This window comes from Hubeiibacter jixunmingi, assembly GCF_041928215.1.
Classification (GTDB): Bacteria; Pseudomonadota; Gammaproteobacteria; order Pseudomonadales; family Moraxellaceae; genus Acinetobacter.
Map to the genome: position 1 here is coordinate 1 of NZ_JBHFHK010000037.1, position 22,351 is coordinate 22,351.

At 39.0% G+C, this 22,351-nt stretch carries 15 protein-coding genes, 1 pseudogene and 1 CRISPR repeat array; of the genes and pseudogenes, 11 read left to right on the forward strand and 5 right to left on the reverse strand.

Annotated elements, in window-relative coordinates:
* Positions 1 to 351: 351 nt before the first annotated feature.
* The 4 genes from ACEYX7_RS06975 to ACEYX7_RS06990 all read right to left on the reverse strand — a co-directional run bounded on the left by ACEYX7_RS06975 (position 352) and on the right by ACEYX7_RS06990 (position 3,270).
* On the reverse strand, positions 352 to 936 hold the full coding sequence (locus ACEYX7_RS06975) for a tetratricopeptide repeat protein (RefSeq protein WP_374803849.1): 585 nt from the start codon (positions 934 to 936) through the stop codon (positions 352 to 354).
* Positions 933 to 1,526, reverse strand: coding sequence for a methionine biosynthesis protein MetW (gene metW, locus ACEYX7_RS06980; protein WP_374803851.1), 594 nt, complete (start codon positions 1,524 to 1,526; stop codon positions 933 to 935). The genes ACEYX7_RS06975 and metW overlap by 4 nt, the downstream gene beginning before the upstream one ends.
* A gap of 4 nt (positions 1,527 to 1,530) precedes the next feature.
* Positions 1,531 to 2,688 carry a homoserine O-succinyltransferase MetX gene (metX, locus tag ACEYX7_RS06985; protein ID WP_374803853.1) on the reverse strand — a complete coding sequence of 386 codons (1,158 nt, stop codon included), beginning with the start codon at positions 2,686 to 2,688 and terminating at the stop codon, positions 1,531 to 1,533.
* 162 nt (positions 2,689 to 2,850) lie between these two features.
* Positions 2,851 to 3,270, reverse strand: coding sequence for a hypothetical protein (locus tag ACEYX7_RS06990; RefSeq protein WP_374803855.1), 420 nt, complete (start codon positions 3,268 to 3,270; stop codon positions 2,851 to 2,853).
* A 285-nt stretch (positions 3,271 to 3,555) separates the two neighbouring features.
* Here ACEYX7_RS06990 and ACEYX7_RS06995 point away from each other — a divergent pair.
* Positions 3,556 to 3,759 (forward strand): annotated as a pseudogene (locus ACEYX7_RS06995) (transposase); the annotation flags it as partial.
* Here ACEYX7_RS06995 and ACEYX7_RS07000 read toward each other — a convergent pair.
* Positions 3,746 to 4,210 (reverse strand): helix-turn-helix domain-containing protein, encoded by a 465-nt coding sequence (locus ACEYX7_RS07000; protein ID WP_374806900.1) that lies wholly within the window; start codon positions 4,208 to 4,210, stop codon positions 3,746 to 3,748. The pseudogene ACEYX7_RS06995 and the gene ACEYX7_RS07000 overlap by 14 nt on opposite strands.
* 106 nt (positions 4,211 to 4,316) lie before the next feature.
* Here ACEYX7_RS07000 and argC point away from each other — a divergent pair, with 106 nt between their 5' ends.
* From argC to cas6f, 10 genes are all read left to right on the forward strand, one after another.
* The gene (gene argC / locus ACEYX7_RS07005) at positions 4,317 to 5,384 is read left to right on the forward strand and encodes an N-acetyl-gamma-glutamyl-phosphate reductase (RefSeq protein WP_374803859.1); all 1,068 of its coding nucleotides are present in this window, start codon (positions 4,317 to 4,319) and stop codon (positions 5,382 to 5,384) included.
* Between the two features lie 219 nt (positions 5,385 to 5,603).
* The gene (locus ACEYX7_RS07010; protein ID WP_374803861.1) at positions 5,604 to 6,383 is read left to right on the forward strand and encodes a DUF6776 family protein; all 780 of its coding nucleotides are present in this window, start codon (positions 5,604 to 5,606) and stop codon (positions 6,381 to 6,383) included.
* 154 nt (positions 6,384 to 6,537) lie between these two features.
* Positions 6,538 to 6,888 carry an ATP-dependent Clp protease adapter ClpS gene (clpS, locus tag ACEYX7_RS07015; RefSeq protein WP_374803863.1) on the forward strand — a complete coding sequence of 117 codons (351 nt, stop codon included), beginning with the start codon at positions 6,538 to 6,540 and terminating at the stop codon, positions 6,886 to 6,888.
* Between the two features lie 45 nt (positions 6,889 to 6,933).
* The gene (clpA, locus tag ACEYX7_RS07020; RefSeq protein WP_374803865.1) at positions 6,934 to 9,210 is read left to right on the forward strand and encodes an ATP-dependent Clp protease ATP-binding subunit ClpA; all 2,277 of its coding nucleotides are present in this window, start codon (positions 6,934 to 6,936) and stop codon (positions 9,208 to 9,210) included.
* Between the two features lie 82 nt (positions 9,211 to 9,292).
* Complete coding sequence (locus tag ACEYX7_RS07025; protein WP_374900365.1) at positions 9,293 to 9,637, forward strand: YnfA family protein; 345 nt, start codon at positions 9,293 to 9,295, stop codon at positions 9,635 to 9,637.
* Between the two features lie 135 nt (positions 9,638 to 9,772).
* Positions 9,773 to 10,789 carry a type I-F CRISPR-associated endonuclease Cas1f gene (gene cas1f, locus ACEYX7_RS07030; RefSeq protein WP_374803869.1) on the forward strand — a complete coding sequence of 339 codons (1,017 nt, stop codon included), beginning with the start codon at positions 9,773 to 9,775 and terminating at the stop codon, positions 10,787 to 10,789.
* Between the two features lie 4 nt (positions 10,790 to 10,793).
* Positions 10,794 to 13,856, forward strand: a complete 3,063-nt coding sequence (locus tag ACEYX7_RS07035) for a CRISPR-associated endonuclease Cas3'' (RefSeq protein WP_374803871.1) — start codon at positions 10,794 to 10,796, stop codon at positions 13,854 to 13,856.
* A gap of 84 nt (positions 13,857 to 13,940) precedes the next feature.
* Positions 13,941 to 14,891: a type I-Fv CRISPR-associated protein Cas7fv gene (gene cas7fv / locus ACEYX7_RS07040; RefSeq protein ID WP_374900367.1), complete on the forward strand. Its 951-nt coding sequence runs from the start codon at positions 13,941 to 13,943 to the stop codon at positions 14,889 to 14,891.
* A 15-nt stretch (positions 14,892 to 14,906) separates the two neighbouring features.
* Positions 14,907 to 15,974: a type I-Fv CRISPR-associated protein Cas5fv gene (cas5fv, locus tag ACEYX7_RS07045; protein WP_374803875.1), complete on the forward strand. Its 1,068-nt coding sequence runs from the start codon at positions 14,907 to 14,909 to the stop codon at positions 15,972 to 15,974.
* 9 nt (positions 15,975 to 15,983) lie between these two features.
* Positions 15,984 to 16,610, forward strand: a complete 627-nt coding sequence (gene cas6f / locus ACEYX7_RS07050) for a type I-F CRISPR-associated endoribonuclease Cas6/Csy4 (RefSeq protein WP_374803877.1) — start codon at positions 15,984 to 15,986, stop codon at positions 16,608 to 16,610.
* A 157-nt stretch (positions 16,611 to 16,767) separates the two neighbouring features.
* A CRISPR array of direct repeats spans positions 16,768 to 22,259; the repeat unit is 28 nt; unit sequence GTTATTAGCCGTATAGGCGACTTAGAAA.
* The last annotated feature ends 92 nt before the right edge of the window (positions 22,260 to 22,351 follow it).

Sequence of the window (22,351 nt, forward strand, 5' to 3'; positions counted from 1 at the left end):
ATTGGGCATCAGTAAGTGTTAGTCTATTCATATAATCAGAATAACTGATTTTCTTTGTATGTCAACACACCCTAATTATAGACTATAAAAAAATTAAAAACAAAACATATTTATATGTTTTGTAAATGTGACGTGATTCAAACTCGTGTTTAGAGAATGTGCAATGATTCATGTTGAAATCAATGTTATCTGCTACTTTATTAACTGAAATCTATAGGTAATTGGCTAACTTAAAAGATGGATAAATCGAATCATATATGTTGAATAACAAAAAAGTGTTGTAAATATAGTAATTTACAACACTTTTTTGTTATAAAAAGACTGCTAGGATAGCAGAACTATTTTACCACATTAGTCCGCTTGAATCCAGCGGTCAGCACGCTCACGTGCAGCAATCATGGTATTGTTATCTAAATTGGCAGCAAGTTGTACGATTTTTTGCTTAGACAAATCTTTTACTCGGAAGTCCAACATGCCATCACGAGTAGATAATTCATACCATTGGTATGCACTAGCATAGTTTTTCGCACTTTCTTCAATCAAAGCGAGGTTGTAGCTAGCACGGTTATCACCTAATTTAGCAGCTTTCATAAAATAATCTTTTGCAGTAGCCATGTTTTTACGCACGCCAACACCCTTGGCATACATTTGACCTACATTGAGTTGTGCTGCTGGAATACCTTGGTCTGCTGCACGTTTAAACCATGTAAAAGCTTGTGCTTGATCCACTGCTACGCCTTGTCCATGTTTGTAACGGTTGCCTAGGAAAAATTGTGCTGGTGCTTGACCTGCTTGGGCTGCTGCTGTCAATTGATCCAAAGGCATATTTGCAAACTGTAGGTTAGGATGCTGTACCTGTGGTTGGTTATTGATTAAATCAGCATGTGCCGACACAGCAGCAGTAGCTAGAAATAAAGATAAAACGAGTTTTTTCATAATGCACTCACTCGGTAGATTGCAGTTTCCCCAAACAAGTTGGGCAGATATTTCATCAGCTTGCCAGCACGTTGATTATCGTTTACGGCAAGACGGTTGATAATGCGTATTCCATTATCTTCACATAGGGCTTCAAAATCTTTGAAGGTACACAAATGAATATTTGGTGTATTGTACCAAGTATAAGGCAAAGCTTTCGACACAGGCATCATGCCCTTGAGTGCCAAAAACGAACGTGGTTTCCAGTGTGCGAAGTTGGGAAAAGTGATAATCGCTTCACGTCCCACACGAACCATGTCTCGCAACAGAATATCTGGTGCATCTACGGCTTGCAATGCTTGAGCCATGACCACATAGTCAAAGCTTTGATCTGCAAACTGCTTTAAACCCAAATTCAAATCTTGCTGGATAATATTGAGCCCACGACCGATGGCGATGGTGATTTTTTCCTGATCTATTTCTAGACCATAGGCTTTGATACCATGCTTATTCTGCATATGTGCCAAAAGTTCACCATTACCACAACCTAAATCTAACACACGAGAATGGGGCTTAATCCATTTTTCTGCGAGTTGTTGGTCAATACGCATTCAATTATACTCCCTTTTGTTTAGATTGATATAGTGAACTTGTTAAAAAGTTTTTCACAGCATCCACATAAAGTGGTATTTCAAACAAGAAAGAATCATGCCCTTGTTCTGCGTCAATTTCCATATAACTAACGGGTTTATGATGGCTAATCAAGGCGTTAACAATCTCTTGCGAGCGACTTGGTGCAAAACGCCAGTCAGTTGTAAAAGAAATCACCAAGAAGCGACATTGCGTTTGAGCCAATGCTTTGGTTAAATCACCGTCAAAATTACGTGCAGGATCAAAATAATCCAACGCCTTAGTCATGATTAAATATGTATTGGCATCGAAATTACGGCTAAATTGTTCGCCTTGATAGCGTAAGTAGCTTTCGACTTGAAACTCCACATCAAAACCGTACATAAATTTGCCTGACTTTAGGTCACGTCCAAATTTTTGTACCATGGCTTCTTCAGACAAATAAGTGATATGTCCGACCATTCGTGCCAAAATCAAACCACGTCTAGGATAACTGTCATTTTCTAAATAACGACCATTATAAAACTCAGGGTCAGACAAAATCGATTGTCGAGCTACTTCGTTAAAAGCAATATTTTGTGCAGAAAGTTTTGGTGCAGAGGCAATCACTACACAATTTTTTAAGGCTGTTGGATAATCTACTGCCCACTGTTGCGCTTGCATACCACCAAGAGAACCGCCAACCACAGCATGCCAACAATCAATATTGAGACGCTCTGCCAAAAGCTTTTGAGTATGAACCCAATCTCGGACAGTTACCAACGGAAAATCAGGGCCATAAGGACGGTTGTCATTTTCTGGATTGGGTGATGTTGGACCTGTCGAACCGTGACAGCCACCGATATTATTCAGTGCTACCACAAAAAAATGATTGGTATCAATGGCTTTGTTTGGACCAATAAAATTATCCCACCAACCTGCTTTGCTATCATCTTCGCTATGATAGCCTGCGGCATGATGATGACCTGAAAGTGCATGACAAATCAGAATTGCATTTGACCTGTCTGCATTAAGTGTGCCATAAGTTTCCACCATCAAATCAAAACGTGGCAATGTGCGTCCGCATTCTAGGGTGAGCGGCTGTTCAAAGCTAAATTTTTGCGGTTGTACGAGACCAACCGAATTTTTGGGCGGAAATGACACGATACGACCTTACACATTGTTCTTTAAATATTGAGTTTAACATAAAATTGGCAAAAATCTGTAATAAAAAACAAACAGTTCACCAAGAAGTATCAAAAAAATAGTGATGAAATGATTTAAAAATATTTATTCATTTTACTTTTGTTTTCCAAAGTAATATTTTTATGCTTGAGTAAAATCAATATGTTGCTTGAGTTGAGCTAATAATTGTTCTTGTTGTTGATAATTATTGAGTTTAATCCATTTTTTGTTACCTTGCTTGGTCAAAAATTCAATTTCTATACGTCCACGAGAAAAATTCTGCAAATTGACATGTGTAATCTCATCATAGTTTAAAAAATGGTAGGTCTTTTGGGTAAAAATATTTTGTTGTTGAATTGCAATATCGGTGATAATTAATGAACGTGAACCAAAATAAACCAGATTTAAACCCACTATAAAAAATGTGAAGTATAGAAACTTGCCAAAATCAAAAAGATCTACTTTCTTTTGAAATTCTAAAAGCAGAAAAATGCCTGAAATTACTGCGAATACAATATAAACAATAAGCATAGAAATTTTTACTTTATAGGTTTGGGTCATGATCATTTCCTTAAAAACATTTTGATTAAATTGTACACAAGTCTATTTGTCTTGGCAATTAAATTTAATCTTTGATCTTTGGGCGAAAAATTTTTTTTGGGATCAAAGCCTTTATTGAGAATTTTTAAATAATTGTCCACAACAGGGTTAATTTCTTGCTCGGTGCGTAAACGTGATAAAAATTCTACTAAAGCTTGCCAAACAAAGTCAGGATCAAGGTATAAACCTATTTTGCTAAAATTAGGGTTGAGATAATTATGATAACCTGAGTTCGATATAAGGAATAAAAGGTTGCTTAAAAAACGTGTTTTGATAGAAACGGTGTTTGATGAGCTAAAAAATCTCTGTCAAATTGAACATACACGCCACCGTAGTATTTTTGGTTTTATGAGCAATTTATTAGCAGGTTTGATCGCATATTGTCATCAATCGCATAAGCCAACTTTAAAAAATGTTTTAATTGAACAAGCAAAATCTAAAATTGGCTAGTATTTCGATATGTTAAACTATGTCTTATGTCGAACTGGGGTAATATAGTAATTTTCTTGTTTTTTTTTGGACGTTCTATTTCACATTCCATCACGTCAATCAAAACGTAATCTACCTTAACATCATCTGGCTTTTCTAATGGCTTTGTTGGTAAATCAAATTCCTTGCTCTCAACTAAAGCGTTTTCTATTTTTATCACTGTACGATAAGCATTACTTTCAGATAAACCATATTCAACACCTAACTCAAAATAAGTCATGTAACTTCTTAAGTACTGGAGTGTTAAGAGTATTTGGTCTTCTAAACACAGCGTATGCGGGCGACCTGATTTCTTCTTTCGCTGTTCAGCATCTTTGATAACTTCAGCCATTTTGGCGAAAAGTGGTTTATTTATACCTGTTAAGCGTTTAAATTGGCTGTCGCTAAAGCTCTTGATTGTTCCGTATCTCATCTTGTCATTATATCAAAACTTTCACAAGAGGTCTAATTATGTTAAACTTAACTTAAGCTAACTTTTTATTTATCATGTGAATATAGATTTATAGTAAGGAGTAATCATGACTACCGTATCAGAAAAAATTAAAATTGCCATTGTTGGTGGAACAGGCTACACAGGTGTAGAACTTATTCGACTATTATTGCGTCATCCTCAAGCAGAGCTATGCTATCTCACTTCTCGTAGTGAGGCTGGGATTAAAGTGGCGGATTGTTTTCCAAGTTTACGTGGACAGACTGATTTGGCATTTAGTCAAGTGGACATTGAAGATTTAAAACAATGCGATGTGGTCTTTTATGCTACACCACATGGTATTGCGATGCGTGATGCAGAACAATTGGTCGCTGCAAATACTAAGGTAATCGATTTGGCGGCGGATTTCCGTTTGCAAAATTTAGCGAATTTTGAAAAATGGTATGAGATGTCGCACGCTTGTCCAGATATTCTTAAGCAATCGGTTTATGGCTTGTCTGAACTCAATCGTGACAAAATCAAAAATGCGATGGTGGTGGGCAATCCAGGTTGTTATCCAACCACAGTACAGCTAGGTTTAGCACCTTTACTAACGCAAGATGTTGATTTGATTGACGTCAAAAATATCATTATTGATGCGAAATCGGGCGTATCAGGTGCAGGACGTAAGGCGAGTTTAGGTCTAGGTTTTAGTGAAAATAGTGATAATTTTAAAGCCTATAGCGTAGCAGGGCATCGTCATCATCCTGAAATTGTGGAGGCGTTAGAAAATATCTCGGGTAAGCAAGGTGTATTTGATGAACTGACTTTTGTACCGCATCTTGTACCGATGATTCGTGGCATGTTAGGTACGATTTATGTTGATTTAACTGATGCAGGACAGCACGCTGATATTCAAGCTATTTTTGAAAAATTCTATCAAAATGAACGCTTTGTCGATGTGATGCCACAAGGTAGCTCACCTGAAACTCGTAGCGTGCGTGGTGCAAATCAATTGCGTATTGCCGTGCAACGTGTGGGTCAAAAACGCTTAATTATCTTGGTTGCTCAAGATAATTTGGTTAAGGGTGCCGCAGGTCAGGCAGTACAAAATATGAATATTATGTTTGGCTTAGATGAGCGTTTGGGTTTGGACAACATTGCATTATTGCCTTAATAATGTACGTAATGCAGTTTATAGACGATTGGTACGGAAACTTTGTGATGATGTTTTTATTTATTGTCTATAAACGTGTTATTTTTAATCTTTTTGTTCTTGGAAAAAATTAATCAATAGACACTCTGAAATCATAATCAGTGTTTGGAATACGCACACTAAAATGATAATATAACGTGTTTAAAAATATCCAGTCTTCGGTCAAAGGTCTATTCAGCGATGAGTAATGCAACAGAGCAAACGGCAAACAGCAACAATTCTCCAGTCAATACGCCTGAGAATCAGCCTACCAACAAGCCGAATCCATTGAAAAAATTCTATCCTATTATTATTGGTGGTGTCGCACTCGCAATCGGTAGCTTGACCTTGGGCTATACTGTGGGGATGAATCGTGGTTTGACCGTGGTTGGATATGACGGTGATGTTAAGGATTTGGCAGAAATTGTAGAAAAGCAAAAAACTTCGCTTGATACGGCAAATACTGCATTGAATACCGCTGTACAAGAGCGTGATATTGCAATCACCAATGCACGAGAGCTGAATATTGGTTTAGAACGTGCTAATCAAGATAAAGCTCTTGCCGATATGTTAAGTAGTACTTATCGTGAAAAGTTACGTGAACGTGGTGGATTAAGCTTGAGTATTCAAAATCTATCCATCAAGCCACTTCCAAATGATGCGTATGAATATGTGCTAGATTTGGTACAAGTGAGCCCTAACAAAGCCAAAGCACAAGGTAGAATAGAAATCCGCTTGATCAATAATGAAAATACGCTCAGTATTCCATTAGAAAAATCGGGATACAACTTTGACAATTATGAGCGTCTTACAGGTCGCTGGACGATGCCTGACAACTTTAGTCCACAATTTGTTGAAGTACGCTTGTCTGGTGGCGGTGGTGTGATTCAACGTTTTGCATGGCAGCGTGGCAAAGAAACAGCAACCAGTAACTCAGAAAGCTTAGCAGAAATTCCAAAAGCTCAAGCCAGTGCCAATTAAGCTTGAACCAATCAAATAAGATTGATGCGATGTATATAGCATGTTGAATATATTTATCGCATCAAGTCGCCAACTATAGCATGTTCATTTTGAAAACACAGATGAACGCAACCGCAAGAGCAAAATCAGCAATTGATCTGATCAGTGATAATGTATGAATAATGACTTTTTTGATCTCGTCCGCATGCAACATGATAGCCAATACGATATAGACAGTGATGTACTTTTGGCACCACCTGAGCTAAAACGTCCATCGCAATATGCGGTGATTTTACTGAATGATGATTACACACCAATGGAATTTGTCATTGAGGTGTTACAACAGTTTTTTAATAAAGATATTGACCAAGCCACACAAATCATGCTAACTGTACACTATCAAGGTCGTGCGGTGGCTGGATTGTATTCCAAAGATATTGCTAGCACCAAAGCCAACCAAGTGAATGATTTTTCACGTAAAAACGGGCATCCACTAATGTGTACCGTTGAAGAACAACCCGAATAAAAGGATGCGACTTACGATCGCATCAACACGAATGGATAGGTGAATATGTTAAGCCGTTATTTAGAAATTTCTTTACGTTCAGCAGTGAGCTATGCTCGTCAGCGTCGCCATGAATTTTTGACCATTGAACATTTGTTATTGATTTTATTGGATAATGAAAGTGCTGCCAACACGCTAAAAGGCTGTGATGCCGATATGGTGACTTTGCGTAAAGAATTAGAAGAATATATTGAAAATAACACACCAAAATTGATTGGTATGAATGAGCAAGCCCCTACGCCAACCGAAGGCTTTGACCGTATTATTCAACGTGCAATTTTCCATGTACAGTCATCAGGTAATGATCGCTTGGTAGAAGGTGCAGATATTTTGGTGGCATTGTATACTGAACGTGACTCTTTTGCGGTGTATTTACTTAAACGTCAAGATATTACTCGCCTTACACTGACACAATATTTATCGCACGGTTTGAATGAAGACAAAATCGAAATCAGTGAGATTGATGAATTAGACCCAACAAGTCATAGCCAAGGTGGCGATGCCTTAAGCAAATATACCACCAATCTCAATGAACAAGCCCAAGCAGGCAATACCGACCCCTTGATTGGACGCCAAAAAGAAATTGAACGTACCGCACAAATTTTATGTCGTCGCCGTAAGAATAATCCCCTATTGGTCGGTGATCCAGGGGTCGGTAAGACCTCGATTGCAGAAGGTTTAGCGTGGTTAATTGTCACTGGTAAAGCCCCACAGCCATTGCTGGATGCGGAAGTATTTAGCTTAGATATGGGTGCATTGGTGGCAGGCACGAAATATCGTGGTGATTTTGAAAAACGCTTAAAAGATTTACTTGATGCATTAAAGAAAAAACCGCATGCGATTTTATTTATCGATGAAATTCATATGATTATCGGGGCAGGTTCAACGTCTGGCGGCAGTATGGATGCGTCTAATCTGATTAAACCTGCTTTGGCAAATGGCTCTTTACGCTGTATTGGTTCAACTACTTTTCAAGAATATCGTCAAATCTTTGAAAAAGACCATGCTTTATCACGTCGTTTCCAAAAAATCGATGTGGTTGAGCCGACTGTCAATGAAAGTATTGAAATCTTAAAAGGCTTAAAATCACGTTTTGAACAATTTCACAATGTGGAATATAGCGATGATGCCATTGTCGCCGCAGCACAGCTGGCAGCCAAACATATCCAAGATCGCTTTTTACCTGATAAAGCGATTGATGTGATTGATGAAGCAGGGGCGTATCAACGTTTGCATGCCAATGGCGAATTGAAAAAAGTCGATGTGGCGGAAATCGAAGACGTGGTGGCAAAGCTTGCCCGCATTCCAGCCAAATCGGTATCGCAAGATGACAAGACAGTATTAAAAAATCTGGAACGTAACCTAAAACGTGTGGTATTCGGGCAAGATGAAGCCATTCATGCTTTATCTGCTGCCATTAAATTGTCGCGTGCAGGACTGAAAGCCCCTGATAAACCAATTGGTAGCTTTATTTTTGCAGGTCCAACAGGTGTAGGGAAAACCGAAGTGACACGTCAGCTTGCCAAAATCTTGGGCGTGGAATTGATTCGTTTTGATATGTCCGAATATATGGAACGGCATACTGTGGCACGTTTGATTGGTGCACCCCCAGGTTATGTTGGCTATGAGCAGGGTGGTTTACTGACTGATGCCATTAACAAATCACCACATGCAGTATTGTTATTGGATGAAGTGGAAAAAGCCCATCCAGATGTCTTTAATTTGCTGTTGCAAGTGATGGATCATGGTACGCTGACCGATAATAATGGTCGTAAATCCAACTTCCGTCATGTGGTATTGGTAATGACCACCAATGTCGGTGCGGAAAGCATTTCTCGTAGCAGTATTGGTTTTACTGAACAAGATCATAGTAGTGACAATCAAGAAGCGTTAAAACGTGCCTTTACCCCAGAATTCCGTAATCGTTTGGATGCAGTGATTCAGTTCAAGGCACTGCCAGAGCAAATCATTGATTCAGTAGTCGATAAATTCTTAACCGAATTGCAAGCACAATTGGATGACAAAAAAGTCATGCTGGAAGTCGAGCAAAGTGCCAAAGATTGGCTGGGTAAAAAAGGCTATGACCGTCTGATGGGTGCAAGACCGATGCAACGTGTCATCCAAGATTATTTGAAAAAGCCTTTGGCAGAAATGATTTTGTTTGGTGAATTGGTCGATGGTGGCGTGGTGCGTGTCAGTGCTGAAGCAGATGCTACTGATTTGACCTTGATGGTGATTGAACACAGTAGTAACAAAGCGGATAGTGTGATGTTATCCAAGTAATATCATGTTCCAATCGATTAAGGGTGTGGGATATACACCCTTATTTTTAGCTTTGAATTGTCAAAAAAAGTGCAAATTTGATATGCAAGAATTGAAAATTTTTCAGACATTTTTATTATTTTTTGCTACAGCGATTGCGGAAATTGTCGGCTGTTATTTGCCGTATTTGATTTTAAAACAGGGAAAAACCGCTTGGCTATGGCTGCCGACCATCATTAGCCTAAGCCTTTTTGTGTGGTTACTCACTTTGCATCCTACTGCAACTGGGCGAGTGTATGCGGCGTATGGTGGGATTTATATCATGATGGCTTTGGCGTGGTTACGTTGGGTCGATGGTGTAAATTTGAGCTGGTGGGATATTGCTGGCGGGGTGGTGGTACTTATCGGGGCGAGTATGATTATTTTACAACCGAGTGCATTTCGATAAAAATAAAGTAGAAGATAATAAAAATAAAGCGACACAGATTGTCGCCAAGATGATTTTTAAAGCAATTTTGAAGTTGCCTAGATGGATAAAATTTGTCACACTGATGCCATACAAAACAACAGCACGGGGTGGTCAATGTCAAAAAATCCTTATACCGATAACAGTTTTCAATCATCTGATTTAAAGACGATTTTACATTCCAAACGTGCCAATATTTACTATTTGCAATACTGCCGTGTCATGCAAAAAGATGGCCGTGTGCTGTATCTGACCGAAAGTGAAAAAGAAAACCTTTACTATAATATTCCGATTGCCAATACCACTTGTATTTTACTCGGTACAGGTACATCGATTACCCAAGCGACAATGCGAATGCTCGCTCAAGCAGGGGTGTTGGTGGGCTTTTGTGGTGGTGGCGGTACACCATTATTTATGGGAACAGAACAAGAAATCGCTGTGGAATGGTTTACCCCACAGTCTGAGTATCGTCCAACAGAATATATTCAAGGCTGGCTGTCGTGGTGGTGGGACGATGGTAAACGCTTGCAGATGGCGAAAAAATTACAACTGGCTCGGGTTGATTTTTTAGACTATGTTTGGAAAAAGGATAAAGAATTTAAAGCGATGGGTTTTAATAGTCAAGCGGACGGTATTGCCAATTTATTGAAAAATTATCGTGAGCAAATCCCCAAGCAGACGGAAACCATGCATTTGCTACAGCTTGAAGCCCGTATGACTAAAGAACTATATAAAATTGCAGCGATCAATACGCATAATACAGGTTTTAACCGTGAACATGATGGCATAGACAAAGCCAATGGTTTTTTGAATCATGGCAATTATTTGGCATATGGTTTGGGAGCGACGACCGCTTGGGTGCTGGGTATTCCGCATGGTTTTGCGGTAATGCATGGCAAAACACGGCGTGGGGCGTTGGTATTTGATATTGCCGATATTGTCAAAGATGCGATTGTATTGCCATTGGCATTTATTTGTGCCAGTGAAAATACCACCGAGCAGGAATTTCGCCAAGAGTGTTTGAACTATTTCACCACGTATCATGCCCTTGATGTGATGTTTGATACGGTGAAAGAGATGGCGTTGACGACTGATTGGAATAAAGATTCGGGCAAAGGCGCGAACAAGGAGTAAAGCGATGTTAGCCACCTTCGTTTCGCAATGTGAAAAAAAGGCGTTAAGCCGTACCCGTCGTATCTTGGATGCCTTTGCCAATCGGATTGGCGACAATGTCTGGCAAACTGCTATTACTGAAGATGGGTTAGATACGGTTAAGAAGCTACTACGAGCATCTGCCACTCGCTCTACAGCAGTAAGCTGTCATCGGGTGTGTACCAGAAAACGGATGGAGTTGGTGTGGGTGGTTGGGCGAAAAGATGCGTTTAATGAATTAGGTTATGTGCCTGTAAACTGGACAACAAAGGAGTTATTTATGGATTTACCGATTGAAACAAAAAATATCTTGGCAAATAGTCATGGGCAAGCATTGAGTAGTCATTTGTTTGCAGTAGGTTATTTGGCACATCACTTGATTCAAAAGCTACAGATTGATAGCTCTAACTTGGCTCAATCTGCTTTTATTGCTGGAGTTTTACATGATATTGGCAAGATTGATCCACAATTTCAAACTTGGGTTAGTAAGAAACACAGCAATTCATCCGACACTGATGAACTGGTAGAATTGCCTGATGATGGTGTACATATTGATGGCACAGTAAAAGGCTTGGCAAAGTTTAGCTTTGAGACACATCCACGTCATCATGAATTATCATGGTTACTTGCCAATGCTTTGCTTGATGGTGTTGGTGGTTTAAATTCAGCCCAATTTGAGCAAATTTATCATGCAATTTATTGGCATCACACTCGCCCATATCGTAAAGAAGATAAATATTTTGATCGAGCTGAAGGTATTGATAAATTATTTCAAAAATCTTTAACTGATGGAATTGGTAAATTTACAGACCAAATGGTTGCAGTATTAAAAGACGTCAAATTGATTGGTGAGAAATTTCAAACAAATGATTTTGATATTGAAAAGCTATTTCCGCAATGCTCATATCAATATAAGCTTACAAAAAATGAATTACCAAAATATAAGCAATATAATGACTTATCGGACGAAGTGGCAGAGTTTGTACAAAATATCCAACCTAATGCATTGAATAATCTAGTACGTATGGCAGTCATTAGTGCCGATAGGATTGTCTCAAAAATGCCGTCTGATGATTTGATGGCATATCTTGCTAACGGCTCGCTGATTGATGCTTTGAATGATGTATTGCAAGATGAGAGCAACCTTGCTAGTCAAATTCAGCGTTGTTTACAAGATTTTGATACAAAATATCCGAACAGCGAACGCAATCAAAGCCAGCATCATGCATCGGATAGACTTGTCCAAATTCAGGACAATGCAGAATTTGAAGAACGTGATAATGTTGCAGTGTTACAAGGTCCAGCAGGTTGTGGCAAAACCAAGATTGCATTGGAGTGGGCGATGAAAACAGGCGTGCAAAAAATCGTTTGGGTCTGTCCACGTGTACAAGTCTGTTTAGGTTTGTTGCATGACTTAACGCAAAAGGATTATTTACCGAAGAGTAAAATCGAAATTTTTACGGGTGAATACAAAAAGATTTTACATGATGGTGTTGCTTTCGAAAATGCACCCGATACACCAGTCGAAGATTATTTCAGCGGTGATATTGTCATTACCACCATTGACCAAGTGGTAAACAACATTATTTCCCATCAAAAAGTCACAGGCATGATTGATTTTATGCAAGCTCACGTGGTGTTTGATGAGTTTCATGAGTTAATTCCAATGCCAGCATTTAATTTGTTATTTGCTGAATTGGTTGAAGCCAAAAAAATGCGAAAACATCAGGCAAATACGCTGTTGGTCTCAGCAACGCCACATGATTATTTTGTGCAAAAGGTATTAAATATTGATGATGCGGATATTATTCGTGTAGAGAGCTTTAACCAAGCGGATTATCAAATTGAGTTTCAATCTTATGAAGATGATAAAGGTAATCCATTGGTGATGGAGAAGATGGATGATGACAAAATCACTTTTGTCATTACCAATACTGCTCAAGAAGCACAGATTGGTTTCTTACGTCATCAACATCAAGAAAACTCGATTTTATTGCATTCTAAATATACTCGACAGGACAAGGTAGAATGGTTTGATAAAGTGTTTGAGAGCTTTAAACAGCATGGCTCAAAACAATATCAAGTCTTACGTAGCGGTCCGATTGTGCAAGCATCGTTAAATATTAGCTGTGAACGAATGTTTACCGATATGACCAGTGCGGAAAATTGGTTACAGCGGTTGGGGCGACTTGACCGTTTTGATGAAAATGGTACAATTAATATCTATACCACAGTGCTACCAAAATCGGCTGAAACAGGTAAACAGACGACTGGAAAAGCCAAATTTTTAGCCAGTATGACTGTGTGGCAAAATACGGTTGCATGGTTGGGTTTTGTGCAAAATTATTTACAAGACCATGACAAACAAGTGGTAAAAATCAATGAATTGTATCAAGTATATCGAGATTTTTATGCTGATGAGAAATGCCAACAGAAAATTGAAGCAGATTTAAATCAAGCATTGAAATACAGCGTACGGCTAATTAATGAAAAGGTGATTGATCCGATTAGTATGCCAGCACGTAAAGCCAAACAAGATGGTGTGGCTAAAATCGCTAATGTATCTCTGCGTGGCGATAGTCGATTTGTACAGATGGCGGTATGTGAAGTGAATAGCAATTTAAATGTAACGTATTTGGATGAATATGCTTATCCTGAAGATACGGATCACAGTCAAGTGACAGTAGGTTTGACCGAAAGCACGGATAGAATTCAAGGTGGACGTTATGAAATGCGAGATAGCAATAAAAACTTAGTCGCTTTTATGCACAAAAAGCATCATACCATCATGGCGGGAAAATATCCTGATGAAAAGTTTAAGGCAACACGTTTCGATTGGGAGCTATTAAAACTGGCTCGTTCGCCTGAGTTTCCGATTTATTTAAGTTATACGGCTAAGGATTTAGAACCGATTGGCGGTGAGCGTGAACGCCATGACTATGCAATGTATTATGTCAAAACCACTAAGCAACCTGTAGGTATGATGAATATCGACAAAATCAAAACCCCACAATTGTTAGAAAGTGGAGTAGATGATGAAACAAGCTGATATGTTTTGCTAAACTGTGTTTATGGATAGCACATAATAATTATCCAGATTGTTAAAAAACTGAACATTTAAATGGAGTCTATTATGACTAAAGTAACAGGTATCAAAAGCGTAGATTTTAAAATTCGTGCCTTCGGTCACGGTGTTGTCAATTGGAATGGTCCGACCACATTGAGTAATGAAGGGCGTACTGTAGATAATCATACTTTGCCAAAATTGCGTGGTTTTACCAACCTAACTGGTAAAATCAAAGATGAAACAGGCTATAAATATAAAAAGGAAGCAACGGATATCGATTTTAAAGAAACGCCGTTATACATCAGCCAAAACTGTATTCGTCACCATTTATTCCGTGATCAAGCTTTTGATTTGCATTTTGCTGGTGATAAAAGCTTAGATAAAGTTTTGGCATCGATTACAGGTTTGGTACGTGGTTATGTCGTGCCTGCTAGCCAATGCAAACGTACTAGCCCATTATTACTTGAAGATTTTGTTGATCAATTGGGTAATGGCAACTTTGAACAATTTGGGCAAGCTGGTGAACGTGATAGTTCATCGTTCTTTTCTAAGACAACTTTTGGTGATACCGAGTATATTTCTTATGGTTCGATCAGCATTGAACAATTACAATTTATTTCACTAGATAGGAAATTTGACCGTTGTGCGATGGTGATTAAAGATAATCAGGGCGAACAAGTGGCACAATTGGTACAGGATTTTATTCAATCGCTTGACTCAAGCCGTACACCAAAAGCCACATTTCATGCTAACTATGTACGTCGTGGTACAATTTATGAGCAGGGTGAAGTAGGTATTTTGTTAGACAACGTGGCAATTGATATTTTGGTACAAACGACGCTAAATATGATTCGTGATTTGGCGATTCGCCAAGCCAAAGGTTATATGTACGTGGATAGTGTTGAAGTCGACTACAATGACAGCAATAAGATGATGCGTATCAAACGTAGTCCAAACGATGTATCGGCACAGCCACAAGGTGATTATGCGGTTTATTTTGAAGCTAAGCCTGAATAAATAAGGGGTGATAATATGCGAATTATCATTGATTATGAGGCATCATGGCGAAATTCATTTTTGGATGGTAGTAATGATGAAGAATTACCCAGTGAAGGGCGTAACTTTGTTGCGTCCATGACTGGATTAAAAAATGCTGAAAATTTTTTTCAAAGACAAGTCACCAAAAATACGGTTATGGGTGTGCTTAGTCGTCTTATTGGCGACCAACGAAAACTGTATAATGCCAAACAAAGCGATGCGTATTATTTTGCAGAGATTGAAGAGCTGATTAGCTTTGAAGATAAACCACGTTATATCAACCGTGAAATTGCTTATATCCGAAATATGAAAGGCAGTACCGACCAAAATTCATTTACAGGAATGATTAAAGTCAATGATCCGATTTTTTTATCGGATTATTCGGCTGAATTTTGGGGGGTATTAGCATTGGATATTGAACAGCTTTGTGATTTTATTATTGAAGATAAATCAATTGACGAGTTTGTTGTAAATCATCCAATAAGCTTAGATCCTCTTTCTATTTTGACGCGGTTAGAGACGATTGGTAAATCTAAACGGATGTCAGCTCATGAACGTCTTGTACAAGCATCGGATAAATTAGCCAGTGAATTTGAAAAATACAAACCACTGTATGCAAAAGATTTATACTTGGCTTTACCGATGTATTGCTCAGCATTGTATCTACAATTGCACAGACTTTCACAGCGTTTTGATATGTCTACTGCAAAATCGAAAATGGGCGGTATCAGTGGTATTTCAAATAATGGTGTTACGCCTAAAGACTTTATGTACAAATATACCACTGGTGCAAAAAAGCTAATTTATGGTAATCCCTATATCCGAGAAGGGTCTAGCGACGATGAGACTTACCCTAATAACCTGACACGTCAAGAGCGTATCAAAGGTGAGGGTAAAGTTAGCCATAATTTGACCAAAGCCAACGGACAGTTAATCATTACTTTGGATATTGATGCATCTAAAGCTAAAGAATTGAAGCTTATGATTGATAATGCAGGCGTATCTAGTTTTTATTTGGGTAAAAAAGGTTTGGCTTACGTCTCAGACATCCGTTTGCAATAAGGAAATATGATGAAATTTTATCAAGAAATTCGACTGATTGATGGTGAGCAATCGCTCTATACTCTTTGGTCGTTGTTGTATGGTCAGCTACATTTTTGTTTGGCGACTTTGGGAAAATCTAGTGAGCAAAATGTTGGCGTGAGTTTTCCTAATTATATTTTTAAGGAACATCAACAAAAAAGTTTTACTACTTTGGGTGATAAATTGCGATTATTTGCCGATGATGAAGCTCAATTAAAACATCTTGTGGATGACTTAAAAATACGTTTGACACAGTACGGGTTTAAAAATGATGCCGATGCCATGGCGGATAATTTTCATTTTAAACGCATTCAAGCAGTGCCTGAAATGCATGATTTGGTGGTGGTCAAACGTTATCGGCGTAAAGATCCTATGGTACAAGCTAAAAATTATGCTGAGCATAAAGGCGTGAGTTTGGAGGAGGCGATTGAGCATTGTAAGCAATTCAAACGTCCGCAAAAGGATTATCCATTTATCGTGCTAAAAAGTAAAAGGAACGATGCCTTTTATCGTTTGGGAATTATCCAAGCATCGTGCGATAATGCTTTGGTAGGATCGTTTAACAGCTATGGCATTAACAATCCGCTCGATAATGTTACAGTACCGCATTGGTGATCACACCAAATAAGGGTTGCATAAACCCTTATTTTTGACTCTATAAAAACTTGCATATTTATCAATAAGTTATATTTTTGCCTAAAAAAATAGGGTTTTTCATGGGTAATACACCACAAACCCTTGCCAAATCTAACTTAGGTAAAGTATAATTCCTGTTATTAGCCGTATAGGCGACTTAGAAATGCAGATGCTGTGCCATCCTGTGCCATCTTGTGTTATTAGCCGTATAGGCGACTTAGAAAATCATAATACAGCGTATATTTTTCGCCCTCAAGTTATTAGCCGTATAGGCGACTTAGAAATATAATGATGGGTATACATTTGGTACGGATGAGTTATTAGCCGTATAGGCGACTTAGAAATATGGCGGGTGTATTGCGTGGCGTTTGTGTAAGTTATTAGCCGTATAGGCGACTTAGAAACGACTAGGGTGCTACCGCAGGACGAATTAGCTGTTATTAGCCGTATAGGCGACTTAGAAAAATCGAAGAAGTGTAGCAAGACCTGCACAAGCGTTATTAGCCGTATAGGCGACTTAGAAAATGAGACAACATCAAGTTTGCAACGACCTTCCTGTTATTAGCCGTATAGGCGACTTAGAAATCTTGGTTAGGGTTAGTGTGTAGCTAATTCGTGTTATTAGCCGTATAGGCGACTTAGAAAAAGAGGACTATATTATGTGGACAGCACTAACAGTTATTAGCCGTATAGGCGACTTAGAAAGATATTGAGGCAAGGCGACTACACCGCACCAAGTTATTAGCCGTATAGGCGACTTAGAAATCTAAGACAAATGTCTTAGTCATACCACCGACGTTATTAGCCGTATAGGCGACTTAGAAAAATATTCCCAGTCATCCCAGCCTGGTGTAATCGTTATTAGCCGTATAGGCGACTTAGAAAGACAGAAGAAATTTGGTGTACTCATAATATAAGTTATTAGCCGTATAGGCGACTTAGAAAATAGGGTAAGTGTCCCGTCCGAATTCACGGAAGTTATTAGCCGTATAGGCGACTTAGAAAACTAGACAACTGCAAGGTTACTACACTTCATGGTTATTAGCCGTATAGGCGACTTAGAAATTAGAAAGCTTAGAGGATGGGGCGTCCGACGCGTTATTAGCCGTATAGGCGACTTAGAAAAATCGAAGAAGTGTAGCAAGACCTGCACAAGCGTTATTAGCCGTATAGGCGACTTAGAAATTCATCGCGGAAGCAGACCGTATTTACTGTGAGTTATTAGCCGTATAGGCGACTTAGAAACGTACCCGCACCCTTAGTTTACCAAGCCGTAGGTTATTAGCCGTATAGGCGACTTAGAAATTGAACAGCATGACAATCATCATCATGCTCATGTTATTAGCCGTATAGGCGACTTAGAAAATCATAATATAACTCTCTTATGTATCGATATTGTTATTAGCCGTATAGGCGACTTAGAAATGTAGCCGATATCCTAACCCTAACCACGAGGAGTTATTAGCCGTATAGGCGACTTAGAAAAAATGCGTTTTGGTTGCCAGTTGCGACCCTTGGTTATTAGCCGTATAGGCGACTTAGAAATAGAACAGCATGACAATCATCATCATGCTCATGTTATTAGCCGTATAGGCGACTTAGAAATAACCCAAACGTTCAACCTAACCCAAACGTTCGTTATTAGCCGTATAGGCGACTTAGAAAAAAAATCGGAAAATGCTAGTAAAAAACTGTAGGTTATTAGCCGTATAGGCGACTTAGAAATTGATTTTTTGTATTAAGTTATTGAATTATAAGTTATTAGCCGTATAGGCGACTTAGAAAAATCAAAATAGTGCAGACCTTGACAGACACGGGTTATTAGCCGTATAGGCGACTTAGAAATGGAAGTGTATCAAGCAATATTTGATATGGAAGTTATTAGCCGTATAGGCGACTTAGAAAAGATGAATGTATTAGTGCTATCTTTGTCATCGGTTATTAGCCGTATAGGCGACTTAGAAATCATATGTCGGTAGCCCTCATAGGCTAGTAACGTTATTAGCCGTATAGGCGACTTAGAAAAAAGGCACCTTCGCTGCCATAGGCTACACGGTGTTATTAGCCGTATAGGCGACTTAGAAATGTGGCAGGATTGCGACCTGTGTGGGCTTTGCGTTATTAGCCGTATAGGCGACTTAGAAATAGAACAGCATGACAATCATCATCATGCTCATGTTATTAGCCGTATAGGCGACTTAGAAAATAAGCGTGCTACCTGCAATCTGAATATCATCAGTTATTAGCCGTATAGGCGACTTAGAAATATAAGGTCGTGTCCTCGCTAGCAGGTAAGCCGTTATTAGCCGTATAGGCGACTTAGAAAACTTACTTAACTAAAGGCGCTTATTATGAAGCGTTATTAGCCGTATAGGCGACTTAGAAAAAATCAGTAATGTCGTATAGCTTTTCCTCAGAGTTATTAGCCGTATAGGCGACTTAGAAACTTAGTTTGTCAAGTCGTAACACTCTTACCAGGTTATTAGCCGTATAGGCGACTTAGAAACGTTACGCAAACAGAAGTGGTCACCTACAGTGGTTATTAGCCGTATAGGCGACTTAGAAAATCTGCTTTTGATCTTGTAGCGTTTTTTCAGCGTTATTAGCCGTATAGGCGACTTAGAAAAAGGGAAAATGGGCTGCGAAAGGTGAAAAAATGTTATTAGCCGTATAGGCGACTTAGAAAAGTTACTGTGGTCGTTTATTAGTCGCATTTGAGTTATTAGCCGTATAGGCGACTTAGAAATAGTTTGCACGTTGCTACTGCTTTTGTAGCTCGTTATTAGCCGTATAGGCGACTTAGAAATTGTGGTAAATATTTACCTAATGCCTTTTGCAGTTATTAGCCGTATAGGCGACTTAGAAATTGAGCAGGACGAGATAAGCTTTTCATGCGACGTTATTAGCCGTATAGGCGACTTAGAAAAATTCTGCCAACCGTTTTTCCAGCTCGGTATAGTTATTAGCCGTATAGGCGACTTAGAAATAATTATTCATCTGCCCCTGTTGCATCTGCCTGTTATTAGCCGTATAGGCGACTTAGAAATGTCTCATCTTCTATAGTTTCAAAGGGAATTTGTTATTAGCCGTATAGGCGACTTAGAAAGTAGTGTTTGGCGAATGCCTCAAGGAATTCACGTTATTAGCCGTATAGGCGACTTAGAAAAATGACGTTGACCGTTGACCGTTGACCGTTGAGTTATTAGCCGTATAGGCGACTTAGAAACATAATATGGTTCTCTTGTGTAGTGTTCAGTTGTTATTAGCCGTATAGGCGACTTAGAAATAATTTGTCGTAGCGATAGAGTGCCTCGCGAAGTTATTAGCCGTATAGGCGACTTAGAAAGAACTCATGGTAAATACGGTCTGATTCAGTGAGTTATTAGCCGTATAGGCGACTTAGAAAAAAAAACACGGCAATCAGGGTCAGGGTGTTTGGTTATTAGCCGTATAGGCGACTTAGAAATAACTACTTCTATCGTGATACGTTGTATGCAAGTTATTAGCCGTATAGGCGACTTAGAAATTAGTCGCCTCTACTGACGGTCTAATGAAGTTGTTATTAGCCGTATAGGCGACTTAGAAAAAGACATTTGTCTTAGAGGACGCCCGTGCTAAGTTATTAGCCGTATAGGCGACTTAGAAACTAGACTTTTCCCACTTCTTGCCATCTTTATCAGTTATTAGCCGTATAGGCGACTTAGAAATCTTCGCCAACGCCCACGGGTTCTTGTGTAAAGTTATTAGCCGTATAGGCGACTTAGAAATGAACAAGTGTATAATACATTAACTATCTACCGTTATTAGCCGTATAGGCGACTTAGAAAGATAATCAAGAGGGTAAGTTAATCCGTGTGGAGTTATTAGCCGTATAGGCGACTTAGAAATTGTTCGCAATGGGGGACTATGTGCCACCTGAGTTATTAGCCGTATAGGCGACTTAGAAAAAGACCCTAGCCGTACAGCGGACGTTGCCAGTGTTATTAGCCGTATAGGCGACTTAGAAAGCATACAACGTATCGCGATAAAAAAAGTTAGCGTTATTAGCCGTATAGGCGACTTAGAAATGTAGCCGATACCCTAACTGAACACTAAGCAAGTTATTAGCCGTATAGGCGACTTAGAAATAGTCGGGTGCTACCGCAGGACGAATTAGCTAGTTATTAGCCGTATAGGCGACTTAGAAAACCAATCTTTATAAAATCCGCTTCTGAAAGTTGTTATTAGCCGTATAGGCGACTTAGAAAAACAACAGCAGCCAAGCCAGTAATCATAGTGAGTTATTAGCCGTATAGGCGACTTAGAAAACGATTTTTTTAATTTCAAGGTCGAAATGCTTGTTATTAGCCGTATAGGCGACTTAGAAAGTAACATACTGGCGGGTGTCCTCGGAAATAATGTTATTAGCCGTATAGGCGACTTAGAAATTTGGTGGGCGTATCATCGGCGGTATGACTAAGTTATTAGCCGTATAGGCGACTTAGAAAGCCTATGACAAGACAGGCTGAAACGAAAACTTGTTATTAGCCGTATAGGCGACTTAGAAATTAGTGAATGTAGTTTTACCCGAGCCTGTAGCGTTATTAGCCGTATAGGCGACTTAGAAAAGTTGATAGTCGTATTTTCCTTATAAAACAAGGTTATTAGCCGTATAGGCGACTTAGAAAAATATTTTCAGTCAATTCAACCTTATCATTATGTTATTAGCCGTATAGGCGACTTAGAAATGAACCTGTATCTGTTAAAGACAAATCACTTGGTTATTAGCCGTATAGGCGACTTAGAAATTGCAGTTGTCTAGTGGCAATCCTGTGAAGGTGTTATTAGCCGTATAGGCGACTTAGAAATTGACCAAGAGGATAACTCTATGACTGATTACGTTATTAGCCGTATAGGCGACTTAGAAATAAAAAGGTTATTTATATGATTTGTTTTATTAGTTATTAGCCGTATAGGCGACTTAGAAATAACTTCTTTTGCCGCGACGCCTTGTTCGCAAGTTATTAGCCGTATAGGCGACTTAGAAAACTGGTACACCCCACAAAGTCGGTGTTGCTGTGTTATTAGCCGTATAGGCGACTTAGAAAATCTTGCCCCATTTGTGCTGATCCACGCACAGGTTATTAGCCGTATAGGCGACTTAGAAAGCTGATGATTTTGTCGGTGTGGAAGTTAAAGAGTTATTAGCCGTATAGGCGACTTAGAAAATACCCCTATCTTTATCCATGATAAACATAGCGTTATTAGCCGTATAGGCGACTTAGAAAATTCGATTTAGGTCTAAAGCTTGGCTTAGATTGTTATTAGCCGTATAGGCGACTTAGAAAGAATGCACGCCGCTGAATACACAACACGCAAAGTTATTAGCCGTATAGGCGACTTAGAAAATTCAAAGAAGATGACCCAATGATTGTATCTATGTTATTAGCCGTATAGGCGACTTAGAAAACCACAGATAAAGCTAAAACTGATAACAAAAAGTTATTAGCCGTATAGGCGACTTAGAAAATACTGCCGACAACACGCCCCTCATAACCATGGTTATTAGCCGTATAGGCGACTTAGAAATGCCATGGTTTGAGCTGACCGCACTTTGTCCCGTTATTAGCCGTATAGGCGACTTAGAAATAACCTTAACTGAACACTATAGCAAAAGAAATTAATAAATGGCACAAATCCACATAAAATAGAAGAACAGGGTATCAATACAATCTAAACGC

What these genes read in the sequence shown, in the direction of transcription:
- cas1f (WP_374803869.1), top strand. Translation starts at nt 9,773, where the DNA reads ATGTCAAAAAATCCTTATACCGATAACAGTTTTCAATCATCTGATTTA.
- metW (WP_374803851.1), bottom strand. Translation starts at nt 1,526, where the DNA reads ATGCGTATTGACCAACAACTCGCAGAAAAATGGATTAAGCCCCATTCT.
- ACEYX7_RS06990 (WP_374803855.1), bottom strand. Translation starts at nt 3,270, where the DNA reads ATGACCCAAACCTATAAAGTAAAAATTTCTATGCTTATTGTTTATATT.
- clpA (WP_374803865.1), top strand. Translation starts at nt 6,934, where the DNA reads ATGTTAAGCCGTTATTTAGAAATTTCTTTACGTTCAGCAGTGAGCTAT.
- cas6f (WP_374803877.1), top strand. Translation starts at nt 15,984, where the DNA reads ATGAAATTTTATCAAGAAATTCGACTGATTGATGGTGAGCAATCGCTC.
- argC (WP_374803859.1), top strand. Translation starts at nt 4,317, where the DNA reads ATGACTACCGTATCAGAAAAAATTAAAATTGCCATTGTTGGTGGAACA.
- cas5fv (WP_374803875.1), top strand. Translation starts at nt 14,907, where the DNA reads ATGCGAATTATCATTGATTATGAGGCATCATGGCGAAATTCATTTTTG.
- ACEYX7_RS07025 (WP_374900365.1), top strand. Translation starts at nt 9,293, where the DNA reads ATGCAAGAATTGAAAATTTTTCAGACATTTTTATTATTTTTTGCTACA.
- cas7fv (WP_374900367.1), top strand. Translation starts at nt 13,941, where the DNA reads ATGACTAAAGTAACAGGTATCAAAAGCGTAGATTTTAAAATTCGTGCC.
- ACEYX7_RS07035 (WP_374803871.1), top strand. Translation starts at nt 10,794, where the DNA reads ATGTTAGCCACCTTCGTTTCGCAATGTGAAAAAAAGGCGTTAAGCCGT.
- ACEYX7_RS06975 (WP_374803849.1), bottom strand. Translation starts at nt 936, where the DNA reads ATGAAAAAACTCGTTTTATCTTTATTTCTAGCTACTGCTGCTGTGTCG.
- clpS (WP_374803863.1), top strand. Translation starts at nt 6,538, where the DNA reads ATGAATAATGACTTTTTTGATCTCGTCCGCATGCAACATGATAGCCAA.
- ACEYX7_RS07010 (WP_374803861.1), top strand. Translation starts at nt 5,604, where the DNA reads ATGAGTAATGCAACAGAGCAAACGGCAAACAGCAACAATTCTCCAGTC.
- ACEYX7_RS07000 (WP_374806900.1), bottom strand. Translation starts at nt 4,210, where the DNA reads ATGAGATACGGAACAATCAAGAGCTTTAGCGACAGCCAATTTAAACGC.